This window comes from Pseudomonas sp. EA_105y_Pfl2_R69, from assembly GCF_963970915.1.
GTDB lineage: Bacteria > Pseudomonadota > Gammaproteobacteria > Pseudomonadales > Pseudomonadaceae > Aquipseudomonas.
Map to the genome: position 1 here is coordinate 432886 of NZ_CAXAOO010000002.1, position 14313 is coordinate 447198.

Consider the following 14313-nt stretch of genomic DNA (forward strand, 5'->3'; position numbering starts at 1 on the left):
TCTTCTCGGGTCAGCGCACGCTGGGGCCGATAAAGCGGCTGGCGGCGTCGGTCTTGATGCTGGGGTCATCCGCCGAGTGCAGGCGGAAGGTGATTTCATTGGTGCTCGAGGGCAGCTTTTCCGGGTCGATGGACAGCTCGATCGGCAGCGACAATACCTCACCGGCCAGGGCGGTGATCTCGCTCTTGCCTTCGTAGACCAGGCCGTCGAGGCCGTCGGCTGCGATCAGGTAGGTGACCTCGTGCTGGGCCTTGTTCATGATCTTCAGGGTGTAGACGTTCTCGATCCGGCCTTCCTCGTTCTCCCGGTAGAGTACGCGGTCCTTGAGTACATCCAGTTCCACCAGCGAACGGCTGGCGATGGCCCAGGCGAATACGCAGAACATCGCCAGCAGGGCCACGGCGTAACCGATCAGGCGTGGCCGTACCAGGTGGGTCTTCTGTCCGGACAGGTTGTGTTCGGTGGTGTAGCTGATCAGCCCCTTGGGGTAGTTCATCTTGTCCATGATGCTGTCGCAGGCGTCGATGCATGCAGCGCAGCCGATGCATTCGATCTGCAGGCCGTCGCGGATATCGATGCCGGTGGGACAGACGTGTACGCACATCTTGCAGTCGATGCAGTCGCCCAGGCCTTGGGCCTTGTAGTCGGCATCGCGCTTGCGCGGGCCACGGTGTTCGCCGCGGCGCGGGTCATAGGAGACGATCAGGGTGTCCTGGTCGAACATTACGCTCTGAAAGCGCGCATAGGGGCACATGTAGATGCACACCTGCTCGCGCAGATAGCCGGCGTTGCCATAGGTGGCGACGGTAAAGAAACCGACCCAGAACAGCGCCCAGCCACTGGCCTGCAGGGTGAAAAGCTCCGGGATCAGTTCGCGAATCGGTGTGAAGTAGCCGACAAAGGTGATCGCCGTGACCAGCGAGACGCCGACCCAGATGCCGTGCTTGGCCAGCTTGCGCAGGAACTTCGGCGCAGTCATCGGAGCCTTGTCGAGCTTCATGCGCTGGTTGCGATCACCCTCGGTGACCTTTTCCGCCCACATGAACACCCAGGTGAACACACTCTGCGGACAGGTGTAACCGCACCACACGCGACCGGCGAACACGGTGATAAAGAACAGGCCAAAGGCGGCGATGATCAGCAGCGCCGAGAGCAGGACGAAGTCCTGGGGCCAGTAGGTGGAGCCGAAGATATAGAACTTGCGCTCCGGCAGGTTCCACCAGACGGCCTGGCGACCATTCCAGTTCAACCACACGGTGCCGAAGTACAGCAGAAACAGGGCTGCGCCACCGAGCATCCGCAGGTTGCGGAAAATACCGGTGAAGGAGCGGGTGTAGATTTTTTCGCGGTTGGCATACAGGTCGACGGTTTCGACCTTGGCCGGGGCAGGGGTGACGTCTTTGACTGGAATCTGTGCGCTCATCAGTTCGTACCACGGCGGTTGATTGGCTGCCCCGGTCGATACGTGCCGATCGGGGTCATACGGGCTCTTGCGCTATGGTACGCCTGACATTGCCTGATCCGCTGCGACCGGAGGTCGCGCCTGCAGGGCTCCTGGCGGACTCGAAAGCGTCCCGCTAGGGACGCCCGGGTTCGACAGGCCTGCGCAGAATCACTTCTCGAGCTTTTCCTGGGACAGGCTGTACACGTAAGCCGCCAGCAGATGCACCTTGTCGTTGCCGAGGAAGTCTTCCTGGGCAGGCATCTTGCCGTTGCGGCCATAGCGCAAAGTTTGTTGCACCTGGGCGAAGCTGGACCCGTAGAGCCAGATCCGATCGGTCAGGTTCGGCGCGCCCATGGCCTGTTGGCCCTTGGCGTCAGCACCATGACAGACTGCACAAGTGGTGGCGAAGATGTCTTGACCTGCAGCAAGGTCAACCTCGATAGCTTCCGGATTTTTCAGGCCGGAGAGGCTGCGCACGTAACCCGCCACGTTGCGAATGCCTTCCTCACCCAGTGCATCCAGTTGCGCCGGCATCATCCCCTGGCGACCGGCCATGATGGTGGTCTTGATGGTTTCCGCCGCGCCGCCATACAGCCAGTCGTTGTCGGTCAGGTTGGGGAAGCCGTAGGCACCCTTGGCATCGGAGCCGTGGCAGACCGAGCAGTTGGAAGCAAACAGGCGGCCGCCCATTTTCAGCGCTTGCTCGTCCTGGGCCACTTGCTCGATGGGCATGGCGGCATATTTGGCGAAGATCGGCCCGTACTGGGCGTCGGCCTTGGCCATTTCCTTTTCCCACTGGTGCACGCCGGTCCAGCCGGCATTGCGCACGCCGTCACTGATCTGGATGTCGGTGGCGAAAGGCGTCTTGGCCTCGTTGTCGAGGTACTGGTAGCCCGGCAGCAAGCCTTTCCAGTTACCCAGGCCCGGGTAGAGCACCAGGTAGCCGAGGGCGAAGATGATGGTGGCGATGAACAGCATAAACCACCACTTGGGCAGCGGATTGTCGTATTCCTCGATGCCGTCAAACTCGTGGCCAACGGTTTCCTCGGTGGTTTCCTGGCGCTGCCCCCTGCGGGTGCCGAAGATCAGCCAGGTCAGGGCGAAGATGGTGCCTAGGGACAGAATTGTTACGTACCAACTCCAGAACGTGGTCATTGGTTAGTGCTCCTGGAAGATTGCGCGTCACGCTCTTGGGGTTTGGGATCATCGGCGAAGGGCAGGTTGGCGGCCTCGTCGAAGCTCGATTTGCGCTTGCTGCTGTAGGCCCAGAGCACCACGCCGATAAAGGCGATGAAGACGATGGCTGTGCCTAGGCCGCGAATAGTCCCGATATCCATTTGTGCGTTACCGTTTGTTCTTGATGGAAGTGCCGAGAACCTGCAGGTACGCGACCAGTGCGTCCATTTCGGTCTTGCCTTTCACCGCGTCTTTGGCCCCAGCGATGTCTTCATCGGTGTAGGGGATGCCAAAGCCGCGCATGACTTCCATCTTCTTCGCGGTGTCCTTGCCGTCGAGCTTGTGCTCGACCAGCCAGGGGTAGGCCGGCATCTTCGATTCCGGTACCACATTGCGCGGGTTGTACAGGTGAGCGCGCTGCCACTCGTCCGAGTAGCGGCCGCCGACGCGGGCCAGGTCCGGACCGGTACGCTTGGAGCCCCACAGGAAGGGGTGATCCCAGACGCTTTCGCCAGCGACCGAGTAGTGGCCGTAGCGTTCGGTTTCGGCACGGAACGGGCGGATCATCTGCGAATGGCAGCCGACACAGCCGTTGGCGATATACACGTCGCGGCCTTCCAGTTGCAGCGCGGTGTAAGGCTTGAGGCCTTCCACCGGCTCATTGGTGACGTCCTGGAAAAACAGTGGAACGATCTGGGTCAGACCGCCGATGCTGACGGCCAGAACCATCAGCAGCGCCATCAGGCCGATATTCTTCTCGATGATTTCGTGTTTCATCAGTGCGCTACTCCGGCAGGAATCTGTGCAGCTGCTTCGTATTCAGAAGCTTTGGCGGCACGCACGGTGCGGTAGGTGTTGTAAGCCATCAGCAGCATGCCGGCGACGAAGAACATACCGCCGATCATGCGCACCACGAAGCCGGGGTGGCTGGCTTCCAGGGCTTCGACGAAGGAGTAGGTGAGGGTGCCGTCTTCGTTGACCGCACGCCACATCAGGCCCTGGGTGATGCCGTTGACCCACATCGAGGCGATATAGAGCACGGTGCCGATGGTGGCCAGCCAGAAGTGCGCGTTGATCAGGCCGATGCTGTGCATCTGCGGACGACCGAACACCTTCGGAATCAGGTGGTAGAGCGCGCCGATGGAGATCATCGCCACCCAGCCGAGGGCACCGGCGTGCACGTGGCCGATGGTCCAGTCGGTGTAGTGGGACAGCGCGTTGACGGTCTTGATCGCCATCATCGGACCTTCGAAGGTCGACATGCCGTAGAACGCCAGGGACACCACCAAAAAGCGCAGGATTGGGTCGGTGCGCAGCTTATGCCAGGCACCGGACAGGCTCATCATGCCGTTGATCATGCCGCCCCAGCTCGGAGCCAGGAGGATGATCGACATCGCCATGCCGAGGGACTGGGCCCAATCCGGCAGTGCGGTGTAGTGCAGGTGGTGCGGGCCGGCCCAGATATACAGGGTGATCAGCGCCCAGAAGTGGACGATGGACAGGCGGTAGGAGTAGATCGGACGCTCGGCCTGCTTGGGCACGAAGTAGTACATCATGCCCAGGAAGCCGGTGGTCAGGAAGAAGCCCACGGCGTTGTGGCCGTACCACCACTGGATCATCGCATCGGTCGCCCCGGCGTACATGGAGTACGACTTGAACAGGCTGACCGGCATGGCGGCGCTGTTGACGATGTGCAGCATCGCGGTGACCAGGATAAAGGCACCGTAGAACCAGTTACCGACATAGATGTGCTTGGTCTGGCGCTTGACGATAGTGCCGAAGAACACCACCGCATAGGCGACCCAGACGATGCCCAGAAGGATATCGATCGGCCACTCGAGTTCGGCGTATTCCTTGGAACCGGTGAAACCCATTGGCAGGGTGATCACTGCGGCGACGATCACGGCTTGCCAACCCCAGAACACGAATGCCGCCAGCCCGTCGGAGATCAGGCGTGCCTGGCTGGTGCGTTGCACCACATAGAACGAGGTTGCCATCAGCGCGCAGCCGCCGAAAGCGAAGATCACCGCGTTGGTGTGCAGGGGGCGCAGACGGCCGAAGCTCGTCCATTCCAGACCCAGGTTGAGTTCGGGCCACACCAGCTGTGCGGCGATGAAAACACCCAAGGACATGCCAATGACTCCCCAAATCACCGTCATCACGGCGAATTGGCGAACCACCTTGTAGTTATAAGCAGTCGGACTGATTGCTGTGCTCATTATGGGTTCCACGGTTAATGGAGTTTCTAGGGGGCAAAAATCGGCGGCAAGTATGGAGAAAGCAGTTTCTCATTGCAACGACACAAGCCGGCGCGATAGGGCTTTCAGGGCCATTGGCAAGGGTGCAAATGGCGTTCTGCAGAGCAATGCCGCAAGCAAAAAGCGGCCTTATCGGTCACGCGCTAAAGATGGGAATCGCCTTGGAGTTATGACAGATGGCGACTGGCGACAAGATTAGCCCATGTCACGCAGTGTGCACGCAGGGGCTTGTCGGGGTGCGACCTTGGGTCGCATGAGATCGCCGGCTGGGCCGGGCGGGGAGGAGGGCTGCTGCGGGAGTATCGCTGTGGCCTGCTTGTGCCGAGCTGCTGCAGATGCGGGGGTGGCCCGCACCTGCAGGAGGCTGTTACGGCGCTTTGCCCTGGCTCAGGCTCAGCACATAGGCGGCCAGCAGGTGCACCTTGTCGTTGCCCAGATACTGTTCCTGGGCCGGCATCTGGCCGTTGCGGCCGTGGCGGATGGTCTGCTGCAACTGGGTCAGGCTGCTGCCGTAGATCCAGCCCGCCGGGCTGGTCAGGTCCGGTGCGCCGAGCAGGGCCATGCCTTTGCCTTCGGCACCGTGGCACGCCAGGCAGTTGGCGGCATAGATGGCCGCGCCTGGTTCCAGATCGACGCTCTTGTCGGCTGGCAGCGGTAGACCGGCGAGGCCGTTGCGCACATAGGCGGCGACCTGTTGCACGCCATCTTCACCAATTACCGCGACCCAGGCCGGCATCGCGCCAATTCGGCCATTGAGGATGCTGGTCTTGATCGCAGCAGGCTCGCCGCCCCAGCGCCAGTGCTGGTCGGCCAGGTTGGGGAAGCCCACTGCGCCCTTGGCATCCGAGCCGTGGCAAACCGAGCAGTAGGTGGCGAACAGGCGGCCGCCCATTTTCAGTGCCTGCGGGTCATTGGCCACTTCCTCCAGGGGCATGGCTGCGTATTTGGCGAAGATCGGCCCATACAGCTCGTCGGCCTTGTCCACTTCGCGCTGCCACTGGGCGACCTGGGTCCAGCCGTCTGCATAGCCCGGCAACAGACCCTTGAAGTTGCCCAGGCCCGGGTACAGGGCCAGGTAGCCGATGGAGAAAATCAGGGTGCCGAGAAACAACATAAACCACCACTTGGGCAGCGGGTTGTCGTACTCCTCGATGCCGTCGAAGGCATGGCCCATGGTCTGCTCGGTTTCGCTCTTGTGGGTTTCGCCCTTGCGGGTGGCGAAAATCAGCCAGAACAGGGCGAGCAGGGTGCCGACAGTCAGCACTGTGATGTACCAGCTCCAGAAAGTGCTCATGGGGTCTTGCTCCTCGGTGCAGCCAGCTTGGGTTCATCGGCAAAGGGCAGTCGGGCGGCCTCATCGAACGCCGTGCGGCGCTTGCCGCTGTAGGCCCACAGGGTGACGCAGACAAAGGACAGCAGAACCAGTGCCGTGCCGATGCCGCGCAGAGTGCCGATCTCAATAAGTTCGAATGACATGGCGCTACCTCTTGTTCTTCACGGCGGTGCCGAGCACCTGCAGGTAGGCGACCATGGCGTCCATCTCGCTCTTGCCCTTGACCGCCTCGCCTGCCGCAACGATGTCTTCATCGCTGTAGGGCACGCCGACGGTGCGCAGGGCCTTCATTTTGGCCGCGGTGTCCTGGCCATCCAGGGTGTTTTCCACCAGCCAGGGGTAGGACGGCATCTTCGACTCGGGCACCACGTTGCGCGGGTTGTACAGGTGGGCGCGGTGCCACTCGTCCGAGTAGCGGCCGCCAACCCGGGCCAAATCCGGACCGGTACGCTTGGAGCCCCAGAGGAAGGGGTGGTCATAGACGCTTTCGCCGGCTACCGAGTAGTGACCATAACGCTCGGTCTCGGCGCGGAACGGACGGATCATCTGCGAATGGCAACCGACACAGCCTTCCCTGATGTAGATGTCGCGGCCTTCCAGTTGCAGCGCGGTGTAGGGCTTGAGGCCGGCCACCGGTTCATTGGTGACATCCTGAAAGAACAGCGGGACGATCTGGGTCAGGCCGCCGACGCTCACGGCCAGGACCATCAGCAGGGCCATCAGGCCGATATTCTTTTCGAGTAGTTCGTGTCTCATCAGTGGGCTCCCTCAAGCGAAAACTGCGCAGCGGCTTCCAGCTCTGCCGCCTTGGTATGACGCACGGTCTGCCAGACGTTCCAGGCCATCACCAGCATGCCGCTGAAGAAGATCGCGCCGCCAAGCAGGCGAACGACAAAGCCGGGGTGGCTGGCTTCCAGGGCTTCGACAAAGGAGTAGGTGAGGGTGCCGTCTTCGTTGACCGCACGCCACATCAGGCCCTGGGCGATACCGTTGACCCACATCGAGGCGATATAGAGCACGGTGCCGATGGTGGCCAGCCAGAAGTGCACGTTGATCAGGCCGATGCTGTGCATCTCGGCACGGCCGAACACCCGGGGAATCAGGTGGTAGAGCGAGCCGATGGAGACCATGGCGACCCAGCCGAGGGCACCGGCATGGACGTGGCCGATGGTCCAGTCGGTGTAGTGGGACAGGGCGTTGACGGTCTTGATCGCCATCATCGGACCTTCGAAGGTCGACATGCCGTAGAACGCCAGGGAGACGACCAGGAAACGCAGGATCGGGTCGGTGCGCAGCTTATGCCAGGCCCCCGACAGGGTCATCATGCCGTTGATCATGCCGCCCCAGCTTGGTGCCAGCAGGATCAGCGACATCACCATGCCCAGGCTCTGCGCCCAGTCCGGCAGCGCGGTGTAGTGCAGGTGGTGCGGGCCGGCCCAGATATACACGGCGATCAGCGCCCAGAAGTGCACGATCGACAGGCGATAGGAATACACCGGACGCTCGGCCTGCTTGGGCACGAAGTAGTACATCATCCCCAGGAAACCGGCGGTGAGGAAGAAGCCCACCGCGTTGTGCCCGTACCACCACTGGATCATCGCGTCAGTCGCCCCGGCATAGGCCGAGTAGGACTTGGTAAAGGTCACCGGAATGGCCATGTTGTTGACCAGGTGGAGGATGGCCACGGTGAGGATAAAGCCACCGAAGAACCAGTTACCCACATAGATATGGCTGACCTTGCGCTTCATGATCGTGCCGAAGAACACGATGGCGTAGCTGACCCAGACCACGGTGATCAGGATATCGATCGGCCATTCCAGCTCGGCGTATTCCTTCGAACTGGTCCAGCCCATGGGCAGGCTGATGGCCGCCAGCAGGATCACGGCCTGCCAACCCCAGAAGGTGAAGGCCGCCAGTTTGGGTGCAAACAGGGTGGCCTGGGAGGTGCGTTGCACCGCGTAGTAGCTGGTGGCAAACAGTGCGCAGCCACCGAAGGCGAAAATCACCGCATTGGTGTGCAACGGGCGCAGGCGGCCGAAGCTCGTCCATGGCAGGTCGAAGTTGAGCGCGGGCCAGGCCAGTTGAGCGGCGATTAATACGCCAACGGCCATGCCGACTATGCCCCACACCACTGTCATGATGGCGAATTGACGGACCACCTTGTAGTTGTAGGCGGAACTGCTGGTTGTGTTCCTGGTTATGTTCATTTCAGGGGGGCTTCCATCCAGGTTATAGGCCGATCATCGAAAATCATTGGCTGCGCGCCTGTACCATCAGCGCCGCAGTCCGGCAGATTCTTTAAGCGAGGCAAGCATGAGCAAAGGGCAAAGTGCCGGTATTGACGGGGATCAATACGCGCGACCGCAAGGCGATGAAGCGTGGCTATGGGACAGCCCCCCTGGCGAGGTCCGCGCCACCCTGATTCTGGCCCACGGCGCAGGCGCGCCGATGGACAGCGAGTTCATGCAGAACATGGCGCAAAGCCTTGCCGTCCGTGGTATTGCGGTGCTGCGCTTCGAGTTCGCCTATATGGCCACACGCCGCCTGGACGGCAAGAAACGCCCGCCCAACCCGCAGTCGCAACTGCTGCAGCAATGGCGTGAGGTCTATAGCAAGGTGCGCCAACGGGTCGCAGGGCCATTGGCCATTGGCGGTAAGTCGATGGGCGGGCGTATGGCCAGTCTGCTGGCCGATGAACTGGGGGCCGATGCCTTGGTGTGCCTGGGGTATCCCTTCTATGCCGTGGGCAAGCCGGAAAAACCGCGCATCGCACACCTGGCCGAGCTGCGCACCCGGACGCTGATCCTCCAGGGCGAACGCGATGCCCTGGGCAACCGCGCGACCGTGGCGGCTTACCCCCTGTCTGCGGCCATCAGGCTGCACTGGCTGACGGCGGCGGACCACGACCTGAAACCCCTGAAAAGCTCAGGTTTCAGCCAGGCGCAGCACCTGCAGAGCGCCGCCGACGAAATCGCGGCCTTTTTAACCGGCGGTTAAAGCAGCAGGGCTTGTCGTAAGACTGTAAGGATCAGGCCGATCAGTTCGGGGAGAGGGTTCAGGGTGGAGACCGTTGATCATGCCGCGCCGGTGAGGCGTGCATGTGATCGGTAGGGTGCGCTGCGCGCACCAACTAAACCGCGGGGCCCAGGCGTGCACCTGTTACCCCACGTATTTTTGGTGCGCACGGCGCACCCTACGTGCCTTCCCTGGCCCGTCTCAGCAGTTGTCCTTGATGGTGCTGCTGGCCCCGTTGTTCTTGACGCTGCCGATACCGTTATCGCGCGAGGCTTCGGAGGCGTACATCTGACTGCTGCCGATGACCTGGTGATTGGCCGCTTTCAAGTTGAAGTAGGGTTTGCCGTTTGTCGACGTCTTGCGCTCGTAGCGTTCGTCCAGCGCGCAATTGCTCTGTACCGAGGCGATGCCGTTTTCCGCCGCGGCCCGACTCTTGTACAGCTCACTGGTCAGAATGGTTTCGGCATTACCGGCCTTGAGTACAAAGCGAAACTGTCCATCACTGCTTTTGCCCAGCTCGAACCAACCCGACATATCCATGCTCCTTGTCTATTCAGGGAAGCGTGGGTTGCCATGCACTGGCCGCCCCACCCAGGCAAGCGTAGACGCTGTCTGGAATTTTGTCGGGCGAGGCGGGGTGTTCAGCTGCGCGTTCTGTCAGCCGCTGCGCAGGCGTTCGAGAAATTTCGCGATGGCCTGATTGACCTGAGCCGGGTGGGTTACCGGGCCCATATGCCCAAGTTCGTCGAACGCCAGTGGTTCGACCCGCGGCAGTGCACCCAGGAGCAGACGCGCGACTCCGTGAGCCGAGACGGTGGAGCGCTTGCCCAGCATCAACAGCACCGGGATATCCAGGGTGCGTAGCGCCGCCAGCGGGGTCGGCTCGTTCATAAGCGCATGAGCCCAGCGACGTACATTGCCGACAGCGGCGGCAATGGCCGGTTTGCGCGACTCGGGCGTCATCGCCCAGCTACCGGGAGCCATCCAGTAATCGATAAAGTGTCGGGCGGCGCTATCCGTTAGGTCTTGATCGAGGGCCGCGCTGGCGGCCGCCACCGCGCCGCGAATACCGTCCGCCTCGTTCGGCGGCGCGCGTTCGGCGTCCAGCAAGGCGAACAGGGTGGGTTCATAGAGCACCAGGGCGGCGACGCGGCCCGGATTGGCCAGGGCCACGATCAGGGCCAGGGCCGCCCCGTAGGAATGCCCGACCAGCGTCAGTGGTGCGCCGGCACTGGCCAGCACGGGCTCGATCAGGGCGGCTTCGTCATTCAGGCTGATCACTTCCCTGGAGGGCCAGTCCGGGCTCTGCCCGCTGCCATACAGGTCGGGGGCCAATACGCGAAAGCGCGGGGCCAGGCAGTCCATCAGGCCGCGCCACTGACTCGATGTGTTGGCATTGGCGTGCAGGCAGACCACGCCAGGGCCGTTGCCGGCTTCGCGAAAAAAGGGGATGGGCTGGGCCATGCCGGGCTCCTGCGGGGTGTTGGCTATTACTTTTTCAGCATAGGCGGGTGCAGGCTCGTTGACCAAGCATCGGCCAGGTCACGCACAGATAAAACCTGTGGGAGGCGCTTTAGGGCGACGAGGGCGTCGCAGTCGGCGCGACCTTGCGTAACCCGCGCGGCTAACAGGCCGTTGAAAAACGTAGGCGAGGCAGCCGAGGCTAGGCAAAAACAGGCGAAAAAGCGGAGTGTACGAGCTGTATATGAGCATTTTGAGCTTGTTTTTAATGACGCATCGGCCACGCAGGTAGTTATCAACAGCCTGCTAAAGCCCCTCCCACAGCGCATGGCGGTTAGGGCCTTTATCTCGGCGGCTTGTCAGCGGTTTGGATGGCTCTTGCGATGCTTGAAGGCCGCCTCGCAGGCCGGCAGGTCATAGAATCTGGGGCTGCCGCCCAGCCTGTTGCCATTGACCTCCGCACTCTTGCGCGTGCAATCCGCGGCCGTATCGGTGCTGCGCTTGGCCGTCATGCACTCGTCAAAGGCCTGGGCACGCAGGGGCTGCAGCTTTACTTCCCGGGCGCTTTCACAGGCCTGATCGAGCTCGACCTGTTTTTGCCTGATGCGCTCCTGTTCCGATTCGAATGCGCCAGCCTGAGGGGCGGCGCACAGCAGCACGGCCAGTAGCGAGAGAGCGGGGGAGTTCATGGTCATCCTTGAAAGGTTGGGGCGTAAGGCCGGGCGCAGTCTAGGCGGGTGCCTGGGCGAACACATAGACGGCCGCCAGCAGCCAGAGCGCAATCAGCACCAGGTTGCTGGCGGCGAATGCCATCAGCCGGTGGTAGACATGGTTGTAGCTCAGGTGAATCAGGCTGTGCAGCACGCGCAGGGCCACATAGGCCCAGGCCAGGGCGACCAGCGCGATCGATGCGCCATCGGTGACATACAGCAGCAGGCAGGCGACATAGAACAGCACCGGCAGCTCGAGCAGGTTCATATAGTTACGGTTGGGGATGCAGACATAGGCGGGCACCGTCGCCGACTCGCCGTATTTGAAGTCGCAGGCCACCACCTCGCGGCGGGCCGCGGCGCGGAAGCGGGCAATGGGAATCTGCAGCAGAACCAGACAGGTCCACAGCGCCAGGGCGAATACCGGATAGAGAATTGCGACTTTGTGCATGCTGTTACCTCCGTGTAATAAGCAGAAGCAGAGACTGGAGTCGCGCCATGGAGACTGGCCGTCCTGTCGGGCAGCATTGTCGAGTTTCCTGCGTTGCCGTCAAGAGGGCTGGCCAACCCTGGATGCACAGCGCGTGCGCCGCCGGTTACTCCGCACCTCTACTTGACCGCGGACAAGGCCTCGCGCAGCGCCTGGGGCAGGGGGACAGGGCGCTTGCTTTGCGGCGATATGCACACCTGGGTCAGGGTGGCGCGAAACGTTATCTCGGCCGCGGCATTGCGGCCCTCGACCCGAAAACCGAAGGACGAGGTGCCCAGCTCCGTGCTGCTGACCCGAATCTCAATCACCTCGTCCCAGGCCATGGGGGCTAGAAACTCGATGGCCAGTGCCCGCGCCGGCGGCAGAATCCCCATGGCATAAATCTCGCGAATGCCCGACGCCCCAAGTACATGGGTTAGAAAATCGTGCACCGCTTCGATCACGAAATAGGCAATGCGCGGTGTATAGACAATACCCGCGGGGTCGCAGTCCCCGAACAGAATGGTTCGATGGGTGGTAAAGCTCATGGCGTAGATCCTTTATAGGGGCTGGCGTTGGCCGGTGGACTCTAGCCGCCCAACGGATACAGGCCGCCTACGATGAAAAGTGCTTGGCGGCCAGTTGCTTGGCTAACTGCATGCCTTCTTGCGTCAAGTAAACGGATTCGCTTTTACCCTTGGGGTCGCTGATATAGCCCTTTTCAAAAAGCTCATCCATAACGCCAAAATCAATTCGTTTCCATACGCGGCTATTCTCAAATTCAAAAACCCCAAGCAGTGCTAATACCGCCTCGGCTATTTTTTGATCATCGTATTCCATGTGAGTACTTCCGCTTACCAGAGGGGCGGCTAACGATCAGGAACGCCGCTCCTGCGACTGAAAGGGTCGACTCGACTGATTAGATACCGTAATCGCGCTCGACCTTGGAAATCCGTACTTTAAAGGATGAATACCATTTTTCTCGACCGAGCTTCTGCGCCTGCCTGTGTTCGGCATTGGCCTTCCAGTTCTTGATGGCATCGAGATCAGACCAGTAGGAAACGGTAATGCCCAGGTGTTCCCGCGCGGACTCGATACCCAGATAGCCGGGCTGCTGCGCCGCAAGCTCGACCATGGTATCTGCCATATCGTCATAGCCGTTATCACCCTCGGTACGCTGAGATGTAAAGATAACGGCGTAATAAGGAGGTTGTGGTGTGGCAGCGATTGTCGACACGGTTTTCTCCGTAGATGCCTGATAGTTGCGTGAGACCTGTGCCTTAGCCCGTTTCGGCTAAGCGTGAAAAACGACTTGGCGAGTTAGGGGCTCACTTGCGGTCGGGTTGCCATTCCCGGTATGCCGGCACACCTTCGTATTTAAGCCATGGCACATCATGCGATGTCCAGATATGCGCTTGTGGAGTGACACCCGGGTCTTCATCAAGCGTTGCTACGCGGACAATTACATGGGCCTGGCCAGGGCGTTCGGCTACCAGGTGGGAGCCACAAACGGAGCAGAAGTGGCGCAATTTACCCGGTGATGATGCAAAGGTAGAAAGCCTGTCCTGGCCGTTTAACCAGCGAAAGTTGACGCGCTGTACTCCAGCACTTGAACAGGCCAAGGCGGCATGCGCCTTTCTGCAGGTGCTGCAGTGGCAGTGCCCGATAGGCATATCGATTGAATCGATTTCGTACTTGATTGCACCGCATAAACAACTGCCTTTCATTGTTCTTCCTTGATGTGTGCTGTTGGTGTGTAATTAGCGGCGCTAGTAGTGGCAAGAGATGCGCCGAATATTGTCGATGGTTGACGGAAGTTATTGAGCGGCGAAGCAGCGGAAGCGTTCTTCGGCAGCCGCAGCCGGTTATATATCAGGCTCTTCCGGAATCAGTACTAATAGGTCTGTAACACCAATGTCGGCACCTGCCTGTGATAACAAGGCGGACACCTGGCCACGATGGTGAGTCTGGTGGTTAAAGAAATGTAAGAGCAGGCTTGAGTAACCCTTGCGGGTAAACACGCCTTTGCTGTTGTGGTAGCTGAGGGTGTAATCCAGGTCACCATCGGAGAGTTCGTCGATCCAGTCGATGATTTGTTTGTCGAGCCAGTCGCGGTGCTTATGTAAGTCGCTGAAGTCATCAAAAACAATCTGATTCAAACTGGTTGGCTCCGCAAGGGCTACAACTTCTCGCAAAGAGGTGATGCAAGACGGGTGTGTAGCAAATCGCTTGAGCCAGATGGTGTCGCCAACAATGAGGTGGTTTAGGGTGCCCAGGATAGAAGCAAAAAAGGCCCCGCGGTCTTTGGCTAAATCCATGGGGGCGAGGTCGCTCGCGGCCTTATAAACCTTGGTATTAATCCACCGGTTGTAGGCGGCCAGTAATTTAAATTGATGTTTCAGGCTCATTGAACTTCCTTGTCATGGCTGACGTTCGGTTAAGGGGCG

19 protein-coding genes are annotated in these 14313 nt (G+C 60.7%); 1 reads left to right on the forward strand and 18 read right to left on the reverse strand.

Features of this window, described 5'->3' with window-relative positions; translation table 11 throughout:
* Positions 1 to 10: 10 nt before the first annotated feature.
* From ccoG to ccoN (AACY13_RS07885), 9 genes are all read right to left on the reverse strand, one after another.
* Positions 11 to 1423 carry a cytochrome c oxidase accessory protein CcoG gene (gene ccoG, locus AACY13_RS07845; protein WP_339460548.1) on the reverse strand — a complete coding sequence of 471 codons (1413 nt, stop codon included), beginning with the start codon at positions 1421 to 1423 and terminating at the stop codon, positions 11 to 13.
* A gap of 189 nt (positions 1424 to 1612) precedes the next feature.
* Positions 1613 to 2599 (reverse strand): cytochrome-c oxidase, cbb3-type subunit III, encoded by a 987-nt coding sequence (ccoP, locus tag AACY13_RS07850; RefSeq protein WP_339460550.1) that lies wholly within the window; start codon positions 2597 to 2599, stop codon positions 1613 to 1615.
* Positions 2596 to 2781 (reverse strand): cbb3-type cytochrome oxidase subunit 3, encoded by a 186-nt coding sequence (locus AACY13_RS07855; RefSeq protein WP_339460552.1) that lies wholly within the window; start codon positions 2779 to 2781, stop codon positions 2596 to 2598. Before AACY13_RS07855 ends, ccoP (AACY13_RS07850) begins: the two co-directional genes overlap by 4 nt.
* Positions 2782 to 2788: 7 nt before the next feature.
* The gene (gene ccoO / locus AACY13_RS07860) at positions 2789 to 3397 is read right to left on the reverse strand and encodes a cytochrome-c oxidase, cbb3-type subunit II (RefSeq protein ID WP_090256144.1); all 609 of its coding nucleotides are present in this window, start codon (positions 3395 to 3397) and stop codon (positions 2789 to 2791) included.
* On the reverse strand, positions 3397 to 4839 hold the full coding sequence (ccoN, locus tag AACY13_RS07865) for a cytochrome-c oxidase, cbb3-type subunit I (protein WP_339460555.1): 1443 nt from the start codon (positions 4837 to 4839) through the stop codon (positions 3397 to 3399). The genes ccoO (AACY13_RS07860) and ccoN (AACY13_RS07865) overlap by 1 nt, the downstream gene beginning before the upstream one ends.
* 406 nt (positions 4840 to 5245) lie before the next feature.
* On the reverse strand, positions 5246 to 6172 hold the full coding sequence (gene ccoP / locus AACY13_RS07870) for a cytochrome-c oxidase, cbb3-type subunit III (protein ID WP_339460556.1): 927 nt from the start codon (positions 6170 to 6172) through the stop codon (positions 5246 to 5248).
* Positions 6169 to 6354 (reverse strand): cbb3-type cytochrome oxidase subunit 3, encoded by a 186-nt coding sequence (locus tag AACY13_RS07875; protein ID WP_339460557.1) that lies wholly within the window; start codon positions 6352 to 6354, stop codon positions 6169 to 6171. Before AACY13_RS07875 ends, ccoP (AACY13_RS07870) begins: the two co-directional genes overlap by 4 nt.
* Before the next feature lie 4 nt (positions 6355 to 6358).
* On the reverse strand, positions 6359 to 6967 hold the full coding sequence (gene ccoO, locus AACY13_RS07880; RefSeq protein WP_339460559.1) for a cytochrome-c oxidase, cbb3-type subunit II: 609 nt from the start codon (positions 6965 to 6967) through the stop codon (positions 6359 to 6361).
* Complete coding sequence (gene ccoN, locus AACY13_RS07885; protein WP_339460560.1) at positions 6967 to 8418, reverse strand: cytochrome-c oxidase, cbb3-type subunit I; 1452 nt, start codon at positions 8416 to 8418, stop codon at positions 6967 to 6969. The genes ccoO (AACY13_RS07880) and ccoN (AACY13_RS07885) overlap by 1 nt, the downstream gene beginning before the upstream one ends.
* A 106-nt stretch (positions 8419 to 8524) precedes the next feature.
* Here ccoN (AACY13_RS07885) and AACY13_RS07890 point away from each other — a divergent pair, with 106 nt between their 5' ends.
* On the forward strand, positions 8525 to 9208 hold the full coding sequence (locus AACY13_RS07890; protein ID WP_339460561.1) for an alpha/beta family hydrolase: 684 nt from the start codon (positions 8525 to 8527) through the stop codon (positions 9206 to 9208).
* 219 nt (positions 9209 to 9427) lie between these two features.
* On the opposite strand, the gene AACY13_RS07895 is transcribed toward AACY13_RS07890, so the two are convergent.
* The 9 genes from AACY13_RS07895 to AACY13_RS07935 form a co-directional block, all read right to left on the reverse strand.
* The gene (locus AACY13_RS07895; RefSeq protein WP_339460563.1) at positions 9428 to 9760 is read right to left on the reverse strand and encodes a YegP family protein; all 333 of its coding nucleotides are present in this window, start codon (positions 9758 to 9760) and stop codon (positions 9428 to 9430) included.
* 123 nt (positions 9761 to 9883) lie between these two features.
* Positions 9884 to 10690 (reverse strand): alpha/beta fold hydrolase, encoded by an 807-nt coding sequence (locus AACY13_RS07900; protein WP_339460564.1) that lies wholly within the window; start codon positions 10688 to 10690, stop codon positions 9884 to 9886.
* 356 nt (positions 10691 to 11046) lie between these two features.
* Positions 11047 to 11376, reverse strand: a complete 330-nt coding sequence (locus AACY13_RS07905; RefSeq protein WP_339460565.1) for a hypothetical protein — start codon at positions 11374 to 11376, stop codon at positions 11047 to 11049.
* Between the two features lie 40 nt (positions 11377 to 11416).
* On the reverse strand, positions 11417 to 11848 hold the full coding sequence (locus AACY13_RS07910) for an MAPEG family protein (RefSeq protein WP_339460568.1): 432 nt from the start codon (positions 11846 to 11848) through the stop codon (positions 11417 to 11419).
* 158 nt (positions 11849 to 12006) lie between these two features.
* The gene (locus tag AACY13_RS07915) at positions 12007 to 12414 is read right to left on the reverse strand and encodes an acyl-CoA thioesterase (RefSeq protein ID WP_339460569.1); all 408 of its coding nucleotides are present in this window, start codon (positions 12412 to 12414) and stop codon (positions 12007 to 12009) included.
* A 67-nt stretch (positions 12415 to 12481) separates the two neighbouring features.
* Positions 12482 to 12706: a DUF6429 family protein gene (locus tag AACY13_RS07920; RefSeq protein WP_339460571.1), complete on the reverse strand. Its 225-nt coding sequence runs from the start codon at positions 12704 to 12706 to the stop codon at positions 12482 to 12484.
* Positions 12707 to 12785: 79 nt separating this feature from the next.
* Entirely contained in the window at positions 12786 to 13103 is a 318-nt protein-coding gene (locus AACY13_RS07925) for an antibiotic biosynthesis monooxygenase family protein (protein WP_339460572.1), read from the reverse strand.
* 91 nt (positions 13104 to 13194) lie between these two features.
* Entirely contained in the window at positions 13195 to 13593 is a 399-nt protein-coding gene (locus AACY13_RS07930; protein ID WP_339460574.1) for a GFA family protein, read from the reverse strand.
* 138 nt (positions 13594 to 13731) lie between these two features.
* The gene (locus tag AACY13_RS07935) at positions 13732 to 14274 is read right to left on the reverse strand and encodes a DinB family protein (protein WP_339460575.1); all 543 of its coding nucleotides are present in this window, start codon (positions 14272 to 14274) and stop codon (positions 13732 to 13734) included.
* Positions 14275 to 14313 lie beyond the last annotated feature (39 nt).